This window comes from Vibrio crassostreae, from assembly GCF_041439375.1.
GTDB classification, from domain to species: domain Bacteria; phylum Pseudomonadota; class Gammaproteobacteria; order Enterobacterales; family Vibrionaceae; genus Vibrio; species Vibrio crassostreae_D.
On record NZ_JBGONY010000037.1, the window covers coordinates 35,482 to 55,021 of the forward strand.

General features: G+C 45.0%; 9 protein-coding genes. All 9 read left to right on the plus strand.

Annotated features, from left to right (window positions below; genetic code table 11):
• The first annotated feature begins 235 nt into the window (after positions 1-235).
• The 9 genes from ACED45_RS15485 to dbpA all read left to right on the plus strand — a co-directional run bounded on the left by ACED45_RS15485 (position 236) and on the right by dbpA (position 19,307).
• A complete protein-coding gene (locus ACED45_RS15485) occupies positions 236-9,415 on the plus strand; it encodes a T1SS-143 repeat domain-containing protein (RefSeq protein WP_371714407.1) in 9,180 nt (3,059 codons plus the stop codon).
• A gap of 34 nt (positions 9,416-9,449) precedes the next feature.
• Positions 9,450-11,609 carry a type I secretion system permease/ATPase gene (locus tag ACED45_RS15490; protein WP_371714408.1) on the plus strand — a complete coding sequence of 720 codons (2,160 nt, stop codon included), beginning with the start codon at positions 9,450-9,452 and terminating at the stop codon, positions 11,607-11,609.
• Positions 11,602-12,927, plus strand: coding sequence for an HlyD family type I secretion periplasmic adaptor subunit (locus ACED45_RS15495; RefSeq protein ID WP_371714409.1), 1,326 nt, complete (start codon positions 11,602-11,604; stop codon positions 12,925-12,927). Before ACED45_RS15490 ends, ACED45_RS15495 begins: the two co-directional genes overlap by 8 nt.
• 33 nt (positions 12,928-12,960) lie before the next feature.
• On the plus strand, positions 12,961-14,274 hold the full coding sequence (locus tag ACED45_RS15500) for a TolC family outer membrane protein (protein WP_371714410.1): 1,314 nt from the start codon (positions 12,961-12,963) through the stop codon (positions 14,272-14,274).
• Complete coding sequence (locus tag ACED45_RS15505; protein ID WP_371714411.1) at positions 14,274-14,912, plus strand: OmpA family protein; 639 nt, start codon at positions 14,274-14,276, stop codon at positions 14,910-14,912. Before ACED45_RS15500 ends, ACED45_RS15505 begins: the two co-directional genes overlap by 1 nt.
• A complete protein-coding gene (locus tag ACED45_RS15510; protein ID WP_371714412.1) occupies positions 14,912-15,856 on the plus strand; it encodes a PstS family phosphate ABC transporter substrate-binding protein in 945 nt (314 codons plus the stop codon). Before ACED45_RS15505 ends, ACED45_RS15510 begins: the two co-directional genes overlap by 1 nt.
• Before the next feature lie 209 nt (positions 15,857-16,065).
• The gene (locus ACED45_RS15515) at positions 16,066-16,653 is read left to right on the plus strand and encodes a hypothetical protein (protein ID WP_371714413.1); all 588 of its coding nucleotides are present in this window, start codon (positions 16,066-16,068) and stop codon (positions 16,651-16,653) included.
• A gap of 217 nt (positions 16,654-16,870) precedes the next feature.
• Complete coding sequence (locus ACED45_RS15520; protein WP_146490890.1) at positions 16,871-17,779, plus strand: aldo/keto reductase; 909 nt, start codon at positions 16,871-16,873, stop codon at positions 17,777-17,779.
• Positions 17,780-17,927: 148 nt separating this feature from the next.
• Positions 17,928-19,307, plus strand: coding sequence for an ATP-dependent RNA helicase DbpA (gene dbpA, locus ACED45_RS15525; RefSeq protein WP_017064348.1), 1,380 nt, complete (start codon positions 17,928-17,930; stop codon positions 19,305-19,307).
• The last annotated feature ends 233 nt before the right edge of the window (positions 19,308-19,540 follow it).

Consider the following 19,540-nt stretch of genomic DNA (forward strand, 5'->3'; position numbering starts at 1 on the left):
AACCAGTAATTTCAACATTATGACACATTCATTGAATGTATTTTGTGACGATAGATATAACTGAATGCAAGTCACAGCCTATCGGTTTACTTTACAGCGTATCAATGGTAATTAATTAACTGTTAATGATTTGTTGTTTGCTAGTATTTATGAGAGAGTTCGCTGATTTCTCCAGCCTTTTATTGAGTAAATTGATGTTCTCAAGGTCAGCGTTTTTGTAAGGAAGAGGTTTAGGATGGATCCTATTTTATATATCGAAGTTGGCGGGGTAATTTGGCAGGTGTTTCCTGACGGTACTTGGCAGCCATTACCCGCTACGCAAGCGAAGGTTGAGGGCGTGCAAGTGGTGAGTATTGAACCTCAAAACTTGGACCAGACTCAACCTCTGACAGAACCACAAATAGAAGCTGTAGAACAACAGTTGGAAAAGGTTGTGACACAGCTTGTAAACAACATTGAAAGCTCGCCAGAACAGCCGAGTGCTTCAAACGACCAACCTAGCGCTAGTGCCTCTTTTATTGCCTATGTCCGATCTACACTAAACGAAACCCTGGCAGAAGCCGGTTTTGATACTCGACCAACAGAATACTTTGAAGACGACGCAACATCGAATGAAGGTAACCTCGACATACTTTTACCGAGTGCTGCGTTAACCGTAGATATTTTAGATGGTGGTGACGGTTACGAAAACCAGTTCGAAGTACCTTCAGTCACGATAACGGGTACCGCTGTTGATGTTCGAGACGGGCGTACCGTTCTGCTAACGATCACTGACATTAATGGTAATACGGTGACCACAACAGCAATCACAAGCGATGAAACCTATGTTGTGAACGGTGTTGATCTCTCTTCATTGGCTGAGGGGGATCTTAAGGTCGATGCGGTCATTGCTGATGAGTTTGGTAACAGCATTGCGGCCAACGACTCTACAATCAAAGACACCCTAGTTACAATCGATGTTGATTTTGATGGTTTTGGTGATGAGTTTTACAACCAATTCGAAATTGCCAACGGAGCGCTAGTCGGCACCGTAGCCAATGTTGAAGATGGTCAGATGATAAGCATTTCCATTACCGATAGCCAAGGCCTCACCCAAGAATACACAACGACCGTATCGGGTGGTACATGGACTCTCACTCTACAAGACTACTCAAGTTTTGCGGAAGGGGAGTTGACGGTGATTGCTAACACCATCGATATTGCCGGAAACCCAACCACAGCGACAGACACCATAATCAAAGATACGTTAGCGAGCATCACCGCAAGTGTTGATGATGGCGGCGATGGTGTTCTCAACAGTTTCGAAGTTCAGTCTGCCAAGTTCTTCGGTACCGTCCAAAATGTTGAGGATGGTCAAACGGTCAATATCCGTATTTCAGACAGCACCACCAACGTTATCGCGCTGACGGCAACGGTTGTGAACGGTGCTTGGTCTGTCGAAGGCGTCGATTTAACGAGTTTTGCTGATGGCAGTATTACCATTGAGGCTGACACTATTGATATCGCTGGTAACCCAGCGAATGCAGTAAATAGTGCCGGGGTCATTGTTATTGATACCGTTTCGTCTGTTATTGATATTGATACGTTAGATGGTTTTAGTATTTTGGCATTTCGTAGTGGCCAACTTACCACCATGCAGGGTACAACCAATGTTGCAGAAGGTTTACCGGTTTACATTGAAGTAAGCGACGGAACTCAGACACTAGTCTTTGAGGGCGTAGTTGATTCCGCGGGTAATTGGCAGGTGGAGAACATTGACATCTCTGCATTGGATTCGTCGGCAGAATGGACGATCGACGCAAAAGTTTTCAATACAGTCGGCAACGAAGCCATCGATGATATGCCAACGATTATTCTTCCTGAATCTGTTGTGTTTTCGGAAAACATCATCGGTATTTTTGGAGACGAAACACAAACTTCTGATATTCGGATCGATTTTGCAGATTTCTCGTTTAGCGAAGATCAAACTATAGCTGAGTCGCTAACTTCTCAAGGCTTGTCGATAACGATTACCGTATCAGGTGACAAACAAAGCCTAACCGGAACAAGAAGCGATGGCGAAATTGTATTCGATGCTGCTATTTCTGGCAGTAACGTAAACATCAACTTCTATAAGGCGATTGACCAAGAGACAGGTTTAAATTCTATTCAAACGTCTTTGGTTATTGAAGGTTTGCAAACGGACGCTGATGGCACTACGGAGCTGGTCATCGGCCATTTGCCTATTATCATTAAAGATTCTGAACCACTTATTTTTGATGAATCTTATCAAATGGTTGAGGGGGAAGTTGCATCTGGCAACGTCCTTAATAACGATATAGACCTAGATGCTCAACTTACGATAAAAAGTGTTGAAGTTGATGGCACGACCAAGACGATTGTCGGTGGTTCTCCAGTTTCATTTACTACTAGCGAAGGCACCTTGACTGTATTTGCGAATGGTCATTGGAATTTTGTTGCTGATAGAAACCTTGATCATACGGTCAGCCAAAATATTACATTTAATTACGTCGCTGGGGATATCAGCAACGACTTTGGTAGTGGTACTGCTATTATCGATATTATTGATGGTGCAGGTGGTCACATTGTAGATGGTAGTACGACAACAATAGAAACAGATGTTGCAGATGGTATCCAAACGGTAGTGGGTCAGTTCTCCGTTTTGGGAGGTTCTGATAACCCTGATCCAGACTCACTAGTTTTTGATATTAGCACTTTGAATCAACTCGATGCACTGAATATAACTACGAGTGATATTCTGATACCGCTCTCTTACACCTTGTCAGCTAACGGTAAAGTGATTACAGCACAAGTTGGCGGCGAAACTATTTTTACACTGACGCTAGCAGCAAGCGCGAGTGGTGATGATGTTTTGGCGGACGTTACTTTAGTGTTGAATAAACCGCTTAACCACGACTTTGTCCGAGATTCACTCACATTATCATTGAACGTTAAAGGGACTGATTTGGATGGTACCGCATTAACTGACGGCAATTTTAAGTGGGTAGTCAAAGATGGGGCGAATCCTAGCCTAGATAGTGTGAGCAATGCGGTCATTGATGAATCTGATCTCTCAAGTGGCACTGCATCAAGCACCGGTGTTTTCAGCCTCAATTTAGGTAGTGACTATGAGGGGGCACTTTTTTTCAACTTAGCTGATCAACCCTTGTTATTTAGCGGAGGCGAACAGATTGTCTACACTGTCTCCCCTAACGGAAACTTGCTCACCGGTTACGTTGGTTCTGTCAGTGCGGAGAACGTTGCTTTTACGCTTAGTTTCCCTCAAACCGACAGCCAGGTTGACTCGAATGTAACTTACACATTTGTTCTAAACAAAGGCTTGGATCAAAGCTCTGCTTCGGACCAAATTCCATTTGTTGTTACCGCTAGAGATGATGATAACGATGAAACCAAATTAATCCTGAATGTATCAGTGACTGATGGTGGTGAGCCAACGATTGGCTCTGGAATGGTGGAATTGAGTGAAATTCCCGTTGCTGATAACACTCCATCGGGAGTTGGGTCAACAGCAAACGTGAGCTTAGCCGTTACCGCGGGCAATGACCCTCTGGTTTTCTTAGGTCTGGATGTGACCACGGGCCAAGCTGTTCTTGATAGCGATGGTTTAGCGGTAACCAGCAATGGTGAAGCGCTTACTTGGCGTGATAACGGCAATGGTACCTTTGATGCGGTTCTTGGTAATGGCGATGCTGTTTTCAGAATCAAACTACCAGATAGCTTCAGCCTTGAAGCCAATGGTTCAACAAGCGTTGATGTCGTTATTGAGCTGTATCAGTCCATTGATCATGGCTCAGGTTCTAAAGACACCGAGCTGACGATTCCTGCTTCTATCGTCACCATTGATTCCGATGGTTCGAGAGACACGCAAGCGTCTGATATTAAAATCTATGACGGTAAAGATCCTGAAATTTCGGTGACTGGAAGCATATCAGTTGATGAAGATGGTTTGCAAGGAGATGGTCAGCAAGTTGGAGTAGAAGATAGCAGCCCATCTTTAGGTATTATCGAGGGCTCTGATGATGTTGTCTCTGTCACGGTCAACACCGCAGCATTTGATGCACTAAGCTACGCTAGCGCTGGGAAAGCGATCTCCCTCCAAGCTGTTGATTCTGATGGTTGGTATTACGGGCAAGATACTGACGGCAATAACGTATTTAGGATTCGCTTTAATACTGACGGGACCACTGAGTTTGATCTCTATGCACCACTAGATCACGCATATGGCGATGGTGAAAACAACCTAGCTCTTAATTTCGAGCTGGTGGTTAACGATGCGGATGGAGACAGTTCAGACCCTGCTATCTATTCTGTCAACGTAAAAGATGATGTGCCGACTGCTCGAGATGGCTCTATTGAGTTGGTGGAGGGTGATAACCTTACAGGGCAATTCTTAACCGAAGAGTTCGCAGGTGCAGACGGCGCGGAAATCATTAGTTTCACTTATCGAAATGCCACGTATACCTTTGATAACGTCGGTACACCGATCACGATTAATCTAATTAATGATTATGATGGTGGGTCAACTTACGGCCAGTTTACGCTTTCACCTGATGGTAGCTACCAGCTAACTACAAATCCTAATGTAACGACGGATCCAGATGATCCTAAGATCGTTGATGACATTGATTACTTGGTGCGAGATGCGGATGGTGATGAAGTCGATAGTACTGCGACACTTGTCCTCGATGATAACGAAGGTTTTATTCGTTATGAAGATTCTGAAACCACAGAAGATAACGATGCGATTATTGTCGTCAGTGTCTCAACGGGTGATATTGACCAAAGTGAAACCGTTACCGCTATCGAGTTCTCCGAAGCATCATTAAATGGTGGTAGCTTGTATCTTGATGGGGTATTACTTCAAGTTGTTGACGGCAAGGTCACCTTATCTGGAAGCCAGCTGACGATGATTGATAGCCAGTTTACGGGGCCGAACGGGCAGTTAACCTATCGCCCTGCGCTTCATGAATCCAATACTACGTCGACGGTTATTTTGGCAATCAATGCCATCATTAGTACCGACACGGTACCAAAAGAGCTTACCGCTGATATTGCTGTTTCTGTTTTGCCTGTAGCTGACGCTCCAGATTGGTCTGATTCGGTTTTCACTTATCAATCTGTGGAAGATGACGTCGACCCTATCAAGCTTGATATTACCGCTCAACTCGTTGACCAAGATTCGTCGGAAACACTAACTTATACGATAAGTGGTATTCCAGAAGGGCTAAATATCACCTTGAACGGAAATGCCGTTAAAGAGGGTAAGGAGTACACTAAGAATCAAATCGACAAAATGGAAATCAGAGCTGATGAAAACTTAGCGGGTCGATTTGAATTTGAGATTACTGCGGTCGCAACCGAATCGGGTAATACCTTCGCGGATCCAGGTGATAAAACAGCCGATATTGTCAATACCGTAGTGGTCGAAATGTCACCGGATGCAGATACTCCGCATTTATCAGTGAAAGATTATAAGGGACTAGAGGATGAAGCTATTTATCTCAAAGATGTCATTGAAGGCACTCTTACCGACACCGACGGTTCTGAATCGTTAAGTTATATTATCCAAGTTCAAGATGGTTGGTCTGTTGAAGGTGATGGTACCGCAAAGATAGGCAACAACTCCTATTCAGTCACTGCCGAAGCAATCGCCAATCGTGTTGCTTATATTCAGCCTAAAGAAGATATCAGTTCCTTTACTGAAGACCTGTCAATAAACGTAACAGCGATAGCGACCGAGTCGACGGTCGATTCACTTATTCCTATCAATGGGCAAGCGTCAAGTGATACAAAAACCATCAACATCTTTTTGAAAGGTGTTGTAGATGAACCTATCGCGGTAGACGGCGGTAATGGTCATTGGCAATACGACAGTGACAGTAAAGTCATCAGCAACCAATCGGTCTTAAATGAAGATGGGTTAATACAACTCGACTTCCTCATACAAACGACGGATGACGATGTTTCAGAAGAGATCAACATACTGCTTACCAACATTCCGGAAGGCACTTTGCTGGTGGATGCGTTGGGTGAGCCAGTATCACTGACGATTGCGTATGTTGATGATGTTACAGGACCTGTATTCCAAGTATCTAACGCTCAACTGAATGACCTGTACCTCAAGCCGGTTCCTGACTTTAGTGGTGAATTAGAACTCACCGTTATTGCTATCTCAACTGAGCCCGATGGTGATTCGGGTGAGTTTCTGATGACACTTAAAGTAGAGTTAGCCCCTATTGTTGACCAAAAAGACGGTCAAGTGGTGAGTACTCAAGGGATCGAAGATAGTCAAATAGGCCTTAACCTCGAGCCTTCAGTGAATCAGGATATTGATGGCAGCGAATCCTTGACGGGATATGTCATTGATAGCCTACCTGCAGATCTCACTCTTTATTTTGATGGGAGTGCTATTCAGATTCCAGCCTCAGGCTTAGATTTGGACACTCTACTGGACTCAACAACTCCAACGCTTTCGGATCTTCTAAGCAGCGGTAGGCTTTCTGTTACAGCGACAGAAGATTTAAGCGGAACATTCTCGATTCCTATCACCTATGAAGTCACGGATACCTCTCCAACTGGTGCCACGGATATTAAAGATATTATTGGTTCTATTAGCGTGACTGTCGATGCTCGTGTCGAGTTAGATACTCGATTAGAAGGCTCTACAGAGCTTTTACAGAGTACAGATGGCTCGCCTGTTGATATATCTAACGCCGTGACATTCGTCGACGCGGATATCGATGGGTCAGAGTACCTCGATTATATTTTGATCGAAATTCCCGACGGCTATTCGTTGATTGTTGAGCACCCTAATGGTGCCGCGCAAGATAGCTCGGGGAATTGGATTATATCGGCGAATGGGCTAACGAGTGACTCTTTCCAAGAGCTTGCAGCGTACATTTTAGATAATGCGACGATTTCCAGTCCAAGTGATACTCCGGTACTGGATATTGTGGTTCGTGCTCGTGTGATTGATGGCGAAGATGCGAGATATATTGATGCGACTTTCCCGCTGCAAATTACTGGTCATGATGGCGGTGGCGGCAGTTGTGATCCTGTTGGTCCACCAAGCCCGATTCAACCCGATGGCGAAATTAAAACACCTGAAGGGGAAGATATTGATCTTACTGGTTTGTTAAACACCGATGTTGGCAGTGATCCAGGCAATGAAATCTCTTTCTATATTCCTGCCGATTCACTTCCTGAAGGCGTTGAGATCTCCGGTGATGGTGTGATTGCTGAATACGATGCTTCTGGTGAGATCGTCGGTTATTCAATTACTGCAGATGGACTCTCGAAACTAACGTTAACGGGCTTAGATGAAGACTTTGCTGGCTGTATCAACTTTACGATTGAAACCATTGAGACCTCTCCTTGTAACGGAGATACCGTTACAACAGACCAAACCATCAGTATTCAAGTTCTACCCGTTGTGGACGACATTACGGTCGTGACTGACGCTACAACCATTCAAGAAGACACCGCGACAGACCTTAATCTTGAGCTAGTCCTTGGTGACAGCGTTGAAACAGGGCAGTTAATAACAGGTGAAGGTAACAGCGCTACTGGTAAAGAAACCGTTAACTCTCTAACGGTGAGCATTTCGAATGGAGCAACCTTGTCTGAAACTCCAACAGACACCGGGCTGTTAGTTGACAATGGCGATGGCACTTGGACGGTCACAGACCCTATCCGATTGAGTGACGTGTTGGTAACTCCACCTGAACATTACAGTGGTGAAATTACCCTCACTGTGAAAGCAAATATTACCGATGAAGCGGATTGTGTGACTGAAACGGATACGCAAGATAAAACGACGGTGGTGACTATTACTGTTGAGCCTGTCGCTGATGCGGCGAACCTGGTGACGGAGAATATAGTAGGTGACGAAGACAACTATATTTCATTGTCATCACTTAGCGCAGAGCTGATTGACCAAGATGGCTCTGAAAATATGTCACTTTCATTAAAGGGAGTTCCTGAAGGCGCAGTTGTCGCAATTAAAGTAGGAGATACCTATGAATTGGTTCCAAACAATGGCGCTGATGGCGGTACCTTCGATGGAAACCCTACCTATGAATGGCAGTTGGATCCAAGTCAGCTTGCGAACCTAGTTATTTTGCCGCCAAGGGATTTCAGTGGAGATATGGATCTTGCTCTTGAGGCAATCACTCAAGAAATTGGTACAACAGATATTCGTTATACAGAATCTGAGTTTACCGTCGGTGTGAATCCTATCGGTGATAAAGTTGAGTTTTTCGACCTACCTGAACAGCTGATTGGTAGTGAAGATGAAGGTATTGTTATTCCACTCGATGCGAATAGTTTTGAAACCAACAGTGACGAGTTTTTATTAATTACACTCACGGTAAATGGGACTTCGGATCCTTCAGGTTTAATTGGGCTTGATAGAATTCGCATTGGCTCTGAAACCGCGCAGTTTATCTCTAATGGGGTTGGTGGTGTTCACGCTACTATTCTGGTGACTGCGAGCTCCGTTGATGAGCTTGAGTTCTTTGCTGGAGACGCTTGGGGCAACCTCGATATTACGCTCACTGGTCAAACGGTTGACCAAAATACGGTGCTTGGTAATTTGGTAACAGATACTGGCGAACCAAGTTCACAAGATATGACTTTGGTGATTACACCAGAGCCCGATGCTCCGTTGTTAAGCCTCGAATACCCATCAATTGTCGCTGAAGCAAGCGGCACGATTCCTCTTGGTCTAGATCTTTCTCTCGTTAACCCTGCCGATTCTGAGGAGGGTTTTATTACCATCTATGACATACCTGCCGGTTTGACTTTCTCACATGGTTCGATGGTCGGCGGACAATACGTGGTGAACTTGGCGGATGTGCCTAATGTAGCGATTACCGGGGGCTACAACAGTGGTGATCAATTTGATCTAACGATTGAGCCATCAGCAGAAATCGGTAATAACCAAGCGGTAGGGCTCCCACAAACCGTATCGGTTGAGTTTGTGGCTGAAGGTGACTCTACGATTACCGCAACAGATGACAATGATTTGCTAATTGGTGGTACAGGCTCGGATAGCTTTGTATTTGAATCTACAGGTTTAGGCAGTGCAGATGCGCCGAGCTTCGATGTGGTTCAAGATTTTGATGCCTCACCAGACACGGATGCGATTGATTTGTCAGGTATCCTGGGTGGCTTAGGTATCGCGACGGGCATTGGTGCGACACAGTACCTCGATCTAGAAGAATCAGCGGAAGGCGTAACGATTTCGATTAAGGCCAATGGAGACGATGACGTCCAACAAAATATCTTGCTCGCCGAGGTGACGTATGATGATTTGTATCAGGGTGATAGTAGCAGTGCATTAGAAGCACAAATTTTACAAAAAATGATAGAAGACAATAATTTAACGCTGTAAGTTAGATGTACAGTCTATAAAAGGAAGTTTTAGATTGGTAGAACAAAAAGACAGCTGGCTAGGTTGTGTTGAGTGGTTGTGTGAGCATTTTAATGTGCGTAGCCACCCGTCCAAAATAGTGTCTGGCCTACCTTTAGACCAAGGAAGGCTTAATGAGTCCCTTTTCCCAAGAGCGATTGAGAAATCAGGCTTGACTCTGAGTCATGTAAAAAAAGAGTTGCTGACTCAATGTCAGTTTCCGGTTGTTGCTGTGAAATCAGCGACAGGAGCTCCCGTAGTTGTTACTCAAGGCGCTAGTGATGACTTTGATGTTTTAGATTGTGAAAGTGATTCTAGTCAGACTATCTCGCTAAAAGAGTTGGTCGCACAAGTCGAAACTTATGTTTGGCTAGTTGGCGCTCAAGCTCTCGATGATGCTCGTGTTCAATCGCACGAACGCAGTGACAGTAAATCAAACACGCGCTGGTTGTGGCGTGTGGTCAAAGAAGTGAAACCTTGGTACCGAGACCTGTTTATCGCTTCGTTCTTGATCAACGTATTGGCGCTAGTCGTTCCACTCTTTACCATGAACGTGTACGACCGTGTGGTACCAAACCAAGCGTTTAACACGCTTTGGGTACTGGCCGCAGGCGTTGGTATTGTCGTTGTTTTTGATTGGGTATTGAGAAGCTCACGAAGCTCTGTGACTGATATGGCGGGGCGCTATATAGACAACAAGCTGTCTTCTCAGTTGTTCTCAAAAGTTCTCGGAATGAAACTCGAAAACCGACCACAATCGGTGGGAGCATTCGCAAGGCAGCTTCAAGATTTCGATAGCGTAAAAGATTTCTTCACTTCCATATCTTTGGTCACGTTAGTCGACTTACCGTTCACCTTGTTGTTCCTGTTTCTTATCGGTTGGCTCGGTGGCGCGATGATGTTCATCCCAGTCGCAATCATGTTGGTATTGATTGTCCTGAGCATTGCGATGAAAGGTAAAGTCGAGAAAACATTCGATGAAACCGCACGTTTGTCGACACAAAGACAAGCACAGCTGTTTGATTGCTTAACAACCCTTCCGGATATCAAGCAAAACAACGCGGAAGGAATTACTCAAAAGCGTTGGGAGCAGACGATTTCCTCGCTATCCCAATGGCAGACTCAATCTCGACACTACTCCAATATCGTGACGCACTCTATTCAGTCGAGTCAACAGATCGTCACCATCACTTTGATTATCTTCGGTGTGTATCAGATCTCTGAAGGCCTACTCAGCATGGGGGGGTTAATTGCAGTGGTGATGCTGAGTGGGCGAGCAGCGAGTTCAGTGAATCAGCTTTCTCTTCTATTACTGAGGTTTCAACAAACCCGTTCGGCAGTCGAAGGCTTGAACCAGATAATGGAACTGCCTCAGGAAGAGTCGAAACATCAGGTGATAGACAAGGGGGATTTTGACGGTGGGGTAAGGCTTGATGAAGTGACGTTCACTTACCCAGAAACTCAAAGCCCTGCATTGAAGGATATCTCACTGGAGATAAAGCCGGGTGAACGAGTTGGCCTTGTTGGTGCGACAGGTGCGGGCAAAACAACCCTACTATCGATTGTTGCTCGCCAGTATATGCCAACAACAGGACAAGCTTTCTATCAAGAGATTGATGGGCAATTATGGCCAACCAGTGTTCTGCGTAGTGGCATGGGCTGGGTGGGGCAAACCACCAATCTTATTTTTGGCAGTGTTTACGACAACGTTACGCTTGGTGCGACCAATGTTGATGAAGTAAAACTAAGACAAGCGCTTCAACAGTCGGGTTTGAACGGCTATATGGGGCGTTTGAGTAATGGTCTTGAGACACCAGTTGGCGAAGGTGGCCGGTTGTTATCTGGCGGTCAACGCCAAGCTGTCGCCATTGCAAGAGCACTATACCGTTGTCCAAAGTTATTGATCATGGATGAACCAACCAGCGCGTTAGATAACCAAGCTGAGATACAGTTCTTCAATGCACTGCAAAGTATGCCGAGAGAAACTTCTATGCTGATCAGTTCGCACAAATCTTCATTCTTAATGATGTGTGACCGCGTGATCGTTTTAGATAAAGGTCAAATCGTGGCGGAAGGTGCGCCTAAAGATATTCTCTCGCTTCAGAAGAAAAGTGTACCCAAAGGGGCGAGTCGTTTTAAGACGGTATCTGTAGTGAAGGGAGGCCGTCATGAGTAACGATATTCAGTGGACCAACAACCACTTAGCATTCCGCTCTCGAAAGCTGATTTGGCTAAGTGCACTGTTGATTGTGTCGATCATTGGCTGGGCGACGTGGGCAACTCTCGAAGAAGTGGTGATTGGTGAGGGCAAGGTGGTGCCTAGCCTTTCAGTACAGACGATTCAGAGCTTAGAAGGGGGCTTGGTTCAAGAGATCATAGTGCGACAAGGCCAATCTGTTGTGAAAGGGCAACCTCTCGCTAAGTTAGAAGATACACGCTTTAAGGCGGCGTTTTTAGAGTCGGCTCAACAAGCGGATACCTTGCTTGCTCAGCAATTAAGATTAAAGGCGGAGCTGTCGACGGTCGTTTTAAATAACGATGCAAAAGAGTGGTATGAGCGAGTAGTCTTAGTACCGCAAAATATCATTGTTGATGTATCAAGCCACCCTGCGTTAATGAATGCCAAGGCGAACTATCGAGAGCGTTTGGGACAGTTGAAATCTGAACTGGAAGAGGCGGCACTTCGTATCGAACAACAAGACCAGGCTCGAGTCGATACGCTTAATAATATTCAGACGTTAGAGAGCAGCCTAGATATTGTAATTCGAGAGCACAACATGTTGAAAGACGTGGTGGCGAGTGGTGCTGTAGCAGAAGTTGAACTGCTGAAACTGAACCGTGATGTGGTCAAACTCAAAGGTGATATTGCTAGCTCAAAAGTAGCAGCGCAGAAGCAGATAGCCGCCTACTCAGAGTCGATAGCGGATCATCGAAGCATTGCCTTAGATTTTCGTACCAAAGTACAAGGTCAGTTGAATGAAGTGGCGAGCAAGATAGCACAGCTGAACGAAAGCCAGCAGGCAATTGCCGACCAACTCAAGCGTACCGAAATTGTTGCGCCCGTTGATGGCACAGTCAAAGAGATCTTTGTGCGTACCATTGGTGGTGTTGTTCGTCCCGGCGAGCCGATCATTGAGATTATCCCGTCAAACAGTGACCTGATTGTTGAAGCGAGAATCTCTCCACAAGATATCGCGTTTGTTCATAAGGGGCTGGGCGCGACAGTGAAATTTACGGCCTATGATTTCGTCATTTATGGCGGACTTAAAGGCGAGGTGATTTACGTGAGTGCCGACGCCTTACAAACGGAAGACGGCAACGCCTATTATCGCGCCCATATTCAGTTAAACGAAGACCAGCAACAAAACTCTGCCTTTAGCATTATCCCAGGGATGCAAGTCGCGGTTGATATATTGACCGGAGAGAAAACAGTATTGAGTTATTGGTTAAAACCTATTTTACGAGCTAAGGAAAACTCACTTCGCGAACGATGAAGTGCGTTAAGCATGAATATAAAAGGAAGTGTAATGCATTCAAAATTCTTACTCTCTTCTTGCTTACTAATGAGTGGGCTGTCTCAAGCAGCTTCATTAGAAGAGTCCGTGGCCTTTGCCATCGACTATAGCCCTGAGATATTGGCGCAATACTCCCGATATCAATCGGTGATTAGAGACGGTGACGCGGCGAGTGGTTTGTATATGCCGCAAGTTAATTTGTACGCAGCGGCAGGTTATGAAGAGACGCGCTACAACAGTGGTAGCAAACTCGACACTGATGATCGAGGCCTAACGCGAACGGAAATTGGCGTTAAAGTTTCTCAGTTACTATTCGATGGTTTTAAAACGACGTCGAATGTCGACCGACTGACGTTCGAAGCTGAAGCTGAACGATTAACCCTGATTTCTCGCGCTGAAAACGTATCGTTAGATGTAGTGAGAAATTATCTTGATATCCTTAAAGCAGAGACGCTGCTTGAGTTGTCTAAGCGCAACGTAAAAGAGCACCAAGAAATCTATCAAGATATCCAAGATAAAAAGAGCAAAGGCTTGAGTAGTAACTCGGATTTGGCTCAGATCTCCGCCCGTGTTGCCACAGCACAGTCCTCACTCATTGCCGCTCAGAACAACCTTTTTGATTTGCAAACACAGTACCTACGCTTGGTTGGTAAACCTGCGGTGAGCTTGGTGTATCCTCGTTTTGATTACGCTTTATTGCCAAGCTCAGCACAAGTCGCACTTGAACAGGCTGTCGAGAATCACCCAGAAATCAAGGCATCTTTGCTTGATATCGACGCGGCTCGTAAAGAGATGCGCCGTGAGAAGGGAGATTACTACCCAGAGCTTAAACTTGAGCTTCATGCTAACAAGAATGACAACGTATCTAACCCTCCAGGTGGTGTCGATGAAGATGCTCGACTGATGTTGACGATGGATTATGACCTGTTTAATGGCTTCTCTACCGATTCCAGAGTTGAATCATCGGCTTGGCGAGTTGAAGAAGCAAGAGCGATACGACTACGAACGGAGCGTGAGGTTAGAGAAGGTACACAACTGGCTTGGAACGCATACAAAATGCTAGAACAGCAAAAATCCCTACTTCAACAGAACGTTGATGCAGCGAAAATTGCAGAGCTCGGCTATATCCAACAATTTAATGTTGGTAGACGAAGCCTACTCGATGTACTTGATGCGAAGGTCGAGGTGTTCTTGGCTCGAAGAAACTTCATTAGCACTGAATATGATCAAACGTTAGCGGCTTATCGAGTATTGAATGCGATGGGCATGTTGACGTATGCGTTAAGGATTGAACATCCAGAAGAGTGGCAAGGGGAGAACAAGTAATGAGATATTTTAAACTAGCGCTACTTAGTTCTATTTTGCTGATGGGATGTGCAGAAACGCCCGATACGACCATGACACGCCATCAAATTGATGACTTAGCGGATAATGACCGCGATGGTGTGATTAATCAGCGAGATCTTTGTGCCGATACGCCAGAAGGTATAGCGGTAGACATTAAAGGGTGTGCCAATTGGAAAATTGTCGAAGACGTTGAAGTATTAAGCGTGGCATTTGATTTTGATAAGTATGACCTTAAACCTGATCATACGGCTGTATTAAATGAGTTGGTGCGTTTACTAGGAGAGCAACCTGACGCCTCGGTTACCTTGGTAGGTGATACCAGTTCTGAAGGTACAAACGTTTATAACAAAGCACTGGCCAAGAAAAGAACTGGCGTGATTCGAGACGCATTGATTGACAGAGGCGTTGATGGTGAGCGTATTTTCGAACAAGAGTTTACTCAGATCACTAGCCTAACTCAGCATCTTCACAAACGTAAGCGCAGAACGATTGCGGTGATTAAAACAGAAAGCATGGAAGTGAATCCATCTTGGAACATCTTCACTTCAGAAATGCAGCTCGATAGTAATAGCGATGTTGAGTCTAAAACGTCGATTGATCCAGTAGGAGGCCAGTAATGAAACGTCTATCTAATAAATCGGGCTTGCTGCTTGCTGCTGTACCTGCGTTGCTATCTGCATCGACATTAGCTAATGATGCCAGTGACATTGGTTTGGTCGCGATTGAGCCTAATATGCAGGGACTTGTTGAAGACCTGCTTGAGAGCCAAGAGATCGACTTAGAAATCTTGTTGAGTGACAGCGTCCCAGAACAGATGATCATGCAGCGCTCGCGTGTTGGTATCACTTCCAAAAAATGGACTGACAAAGAGATGGCTAGGTTTGACATGCGCTACGGTTATAGACCGACAGAGCTGATGTTTACCGCTGACGTGATTGCGATTCTGGCCAATGAGGAAAACCCTGCTACATCGATCACTGTTGCTGAACTCATCGATGTGTTTGGGTGTTCTAACGATCCTAAACACCCGAAATGGTTGGCTAGTAGTGATGCTCGTAATGGTGAAAGCCTAGATACTCACATGTTGCCTTTCGCCATTGATCATAACCTGAAGGGGCACACCACCTTCTCAAGTTGGGTTGAGTGTGAAACGGACGGGGAATACGCTCATACTCAATTTTTAACGGATTTACCGCATCTTATAAATAAGATTGAAGATGAAGAAGCTGCTATTGGTTACACCGTATACTCTGATAAAATTTCTGATGTGAAATGGTTGAGTGTTGTCGATAACTTAGGGGTTAATTACGACCTTAACAAAGAGACAATCCTCTCTGGGCGTTACCCATTAGCGACTGTGTACTACATATACTTGAACATCCCTGCACACCGTAAAGGGTTTACTGAGCAAGAGAAGTTCTTTATTGGTCTAACGCTTTCTGAAGACCATCAAGAGGTACTAAATCAGTACGGTTTCATCAGCTTACCACCAGAAGCGATTCAACGTAACAAAGTGAGATTGTCGCTTGAAGAACCTGCAATTGAAGGTGGATATAAGTAATGAGTACGGCGTTTTGTGATTTTGCTGGCGGAGTGATATCCTTACTTTCGTAATGGTTCTCAACGTGACGGATTACGTTATTCGGTGATGAATTTATCTGCGGGCATGTATGCCCGTTTTTTTTCGCCTAAAGTTTGCGACTCGAGCAGTTGTTTGTCGATTGGTCACGTATAATGGATACTTCATATAGCGCTAAATAAGCCCAGTCGATGAAAATCTTTCAAGTTCTAATCTTGCCTTTAATGCTGTCCCTTAATGCTTTTGCATTTTCCGCACAAGCAACCGAAAGCTGGTGGCTAAGAACAGTATTTAACAGCAGCCCAAGCCTGCCGAATTCTCAAAACTATATTAACGATATCGACTTGATGGATTGTGGTGAGACCGAAGGCACTTTGTTGTGTAGTGACTTAACCCAATATTACGATCTGGACGTTTATGTTGAACTGGAGTTGGGGGACTCAAGTGTTGAAACAGTGCGCTTAAACCTGCCATATTCGAACCTAAGTTACACAAAGCTTCAGGCATACCTTCGCCAAGATGGCTTTGCTCTCAGTTCAATTCGTATTGGCGAAGATGAATTCGATGTTACTGCTCAACTCGAACGAGCTCGAAATGAAGGTGTTGGTTTCGATAAGGTGGATAAACACCTGGTCGAATTTATCAACGCGCCACACGGTTCATCAGAGCAAATGAGTGTATGGAATGTTCCTAACTTATCTTCTCCTGGATCTTCCTCTCCTTGGATTCAGTTACATAGTGATGGTGACAACTTAACGGTTGAACTTAATCGCTTTTAATTGCTCAAATTTATAGATAGTTTCGTTATTTATTAGGCTAAACAAGCCTTTCAGGAGAACGGCTCGCGGGCAGACGGCAAGTTATAATTCATTTAAGTGTTCGTTTTTCTGCGGCTCTCACATTTTTAGTAAGCGTTTGCCTTTGCCATTTGTTATACGTTGAGCCTTCGGTAAAACGAGCTTAGGATACGTTCAGTATTGATAAAGGAGACAACCCATGGTTGCAAAAGTAACGATAGCGCCACAAGGCCCAGAACTTTCTGAGTTGGTGCAAGGATACTGGCGTATAGCAGAATGGGGTATGACCCCGCAACAACGCCTGACTTTCCTGAAGCAACACATTGATCTTGGTATCACAACGGTTGATCACGCGGATATTTACGGTAACTACCAATGTGAAAAGTTATTCGGTGAGGCATTGGCGCTTGAACCAAGCCTTCGTGATGATATTCAAATCGTCACCAAGTGCGATATTAATCTATGTGGTGACCACACTCCTGATCGTAAGATCAATCACTATGACACCAGCGCACACCATATTTACCAATCGGTAAATAATTCTCTAGAGCGTTTGGGTGTAACCGAACTCGATGTATTATTGATTCACCGCCCAGACGTATTGATGGATGCCGATGAAGTAGCAGAAGCGTTCGCAGAGCTACACAAAGTAGGTAAAGTTAAGCACTTCGGTGTTTCTAACTTTTCACCGCGTCAGTTCGAACTGCTTCAGTCTCGCCTTGGTAAGCCGTTAGTGACCAACCAAGTTGAAATCAACCCATTGAACTTCGAAGTGGCTCATGATGGCACACTAGATCAACTGCAGATGAACCGCATTCGCCCGATGGCGTGGTCTTGTCTTGGTGGTGGTAGTATCTTCAGTGGTGACTCAGCACAAGCGATTCGTGTTCGTGATGAGCTAGAAGCGATTCGTCAAGAAGTGAGTGCAGACAGCATTGATCAAGTGATCTACGCATGGGTACGCCGTTTACCATCTAACCCAATTGCCATTATTGGCTCAGGTAAGATTGAGCGCGTTAAGACAGCTGTTGATGCACTGAAAATTGAACTGACTCGCGAACAATGGTATCGCGTGTGGGTAGCTTCTAAAGGCCACGGTGTGCCATAGGAAGCAATTCGTATAGAAGCAAAAGCCAGCTAAGAAAGCTGGCTTTTTTGTGCTCGCCTAACATGTTTCTTCAAAACTGTGATTAAGGTGGAATAATTTTCAAAAACACTCATAATGCACTCTGTTTTTCACCAGTTGGATATTTCCATTGAGCACTTCAAAATTCTCTTCAATCGCCCTTAAACCAGAGCTTCTAAATACGTTAGATTCTCTTGGTTATACTGAAATGACGCCGATCCAAGCGTTAAGTCTTCCTACTATCCTAAATGGCAAGGACGTTATTGGTCAGGGTAAAACGGGTTCAGGTAAAACAGCTGCTTTTGGTTTAGGCGTGCTGCAGAACCTACGCGTTAAGCGTTTCCGTGTTCAGTCTTTAGTGTTATGTCCGACTCGTGAGCTTGCAGACCAAGTAGCAAAAGAGATCCGTACTCTTGCTCGTGGTATCCACAATATTAAAGTGCTGACACTATGTGGCGGTATGCCAATGGGCCCACAGATTGGTTCACTAGAGCATGGCGCACACATTCTTGTGGGCACTCCTGGTCGTATTCTTGACCACCTAGAGAAAGGCCGTATCGACCTGTCTGAGTTGAACACACTTGTGCTAGACGAAGCTGATCGTATGTTAGAAATGGGTTTCCAAGACGCCTTGGATGCAGTGATTGAAGCGGCGCCAAAAGAACGCCAAACTCTGCTATTCAGTGCAACTTTCCCTAAACAGATCAAATCTGTTGCAGATCGCATTATGCGTAACCCAGAAATGGTGAAGGTTGAGTCAACGCACGACCACTCAAGCATCCAGCAACACTTCTACAAGCTAGAAGGTTCTGAAGCTCGTGATGATGCCCTAGAGTTGCTGCTACTTCATCACCAACCGGAATCTGCGGTTGTGTTCTGTAACACTAAGAAAGAAGTACAGAACGTAAACGATGAGCTAAGCCACCGTGGTTTCAGCGTTATCGAACTTCATGGCGACATGGAGCAGCGTGAACGTGACCAAGCTTTGGTTCAGTTCTCAAACAAAACGATCTCGATTCTCGTTGCGACAGACGTTGCGGCTCGTGGTCTTGATGTTGATAACCTAGACGCTGTATTTAACTTTGAATTGTCTCGCGACCCTGAAGTTCACGTACACCGCATTGGTCGTACTGGCCGTGCAGGAAGTAAAGGTGTCGCTATCAGCTTCTTTAGCGAGAAAGAGATGTACCGTGTTGCTCAAATTGATGAGTACATGGATATGCCGATTGAGCCATCAGAGCTTCCAGCAAAACCCATTGCTAAGCCGTACTACTCAAACATGGTAACCATTCAGATTGATGGTGGTAAGAAAGCTAAGCTTCGTGCTGGTGATATTCTTGGTGCATTGACGGGTCAAGGCGGCATTGATGGTAAATCAGTAGGTAAGATCAATCTGTTCGCAATGCGTGCTTACGTAGCGGTAGAAAGATCTGTGGCTAAGAAAGCACTGAACAAAATCGAATCAGGTAAAATGAAGGGTCGTCAATTCCGCGCCCGAATCCTGAAGTAATTCGAGACTGAATCCCTTTGCTGCGATATGTCTAATTAATGGCATTGCAGTAAAGGGTGTTCCACAAAATGTCACTCAAGCTTCTTCTCTTAGGTTTATTGACCTAGTCCTCTATACTAAAGCATTATTCATCGGGTCTTATCGAATAAAGATCGTTGATATGTTTTCCTTCGCTAACAGGCTTTGTTTCCTAAATCAGGGAACTAATGCTTAAAGCTACGATCAGATCATCT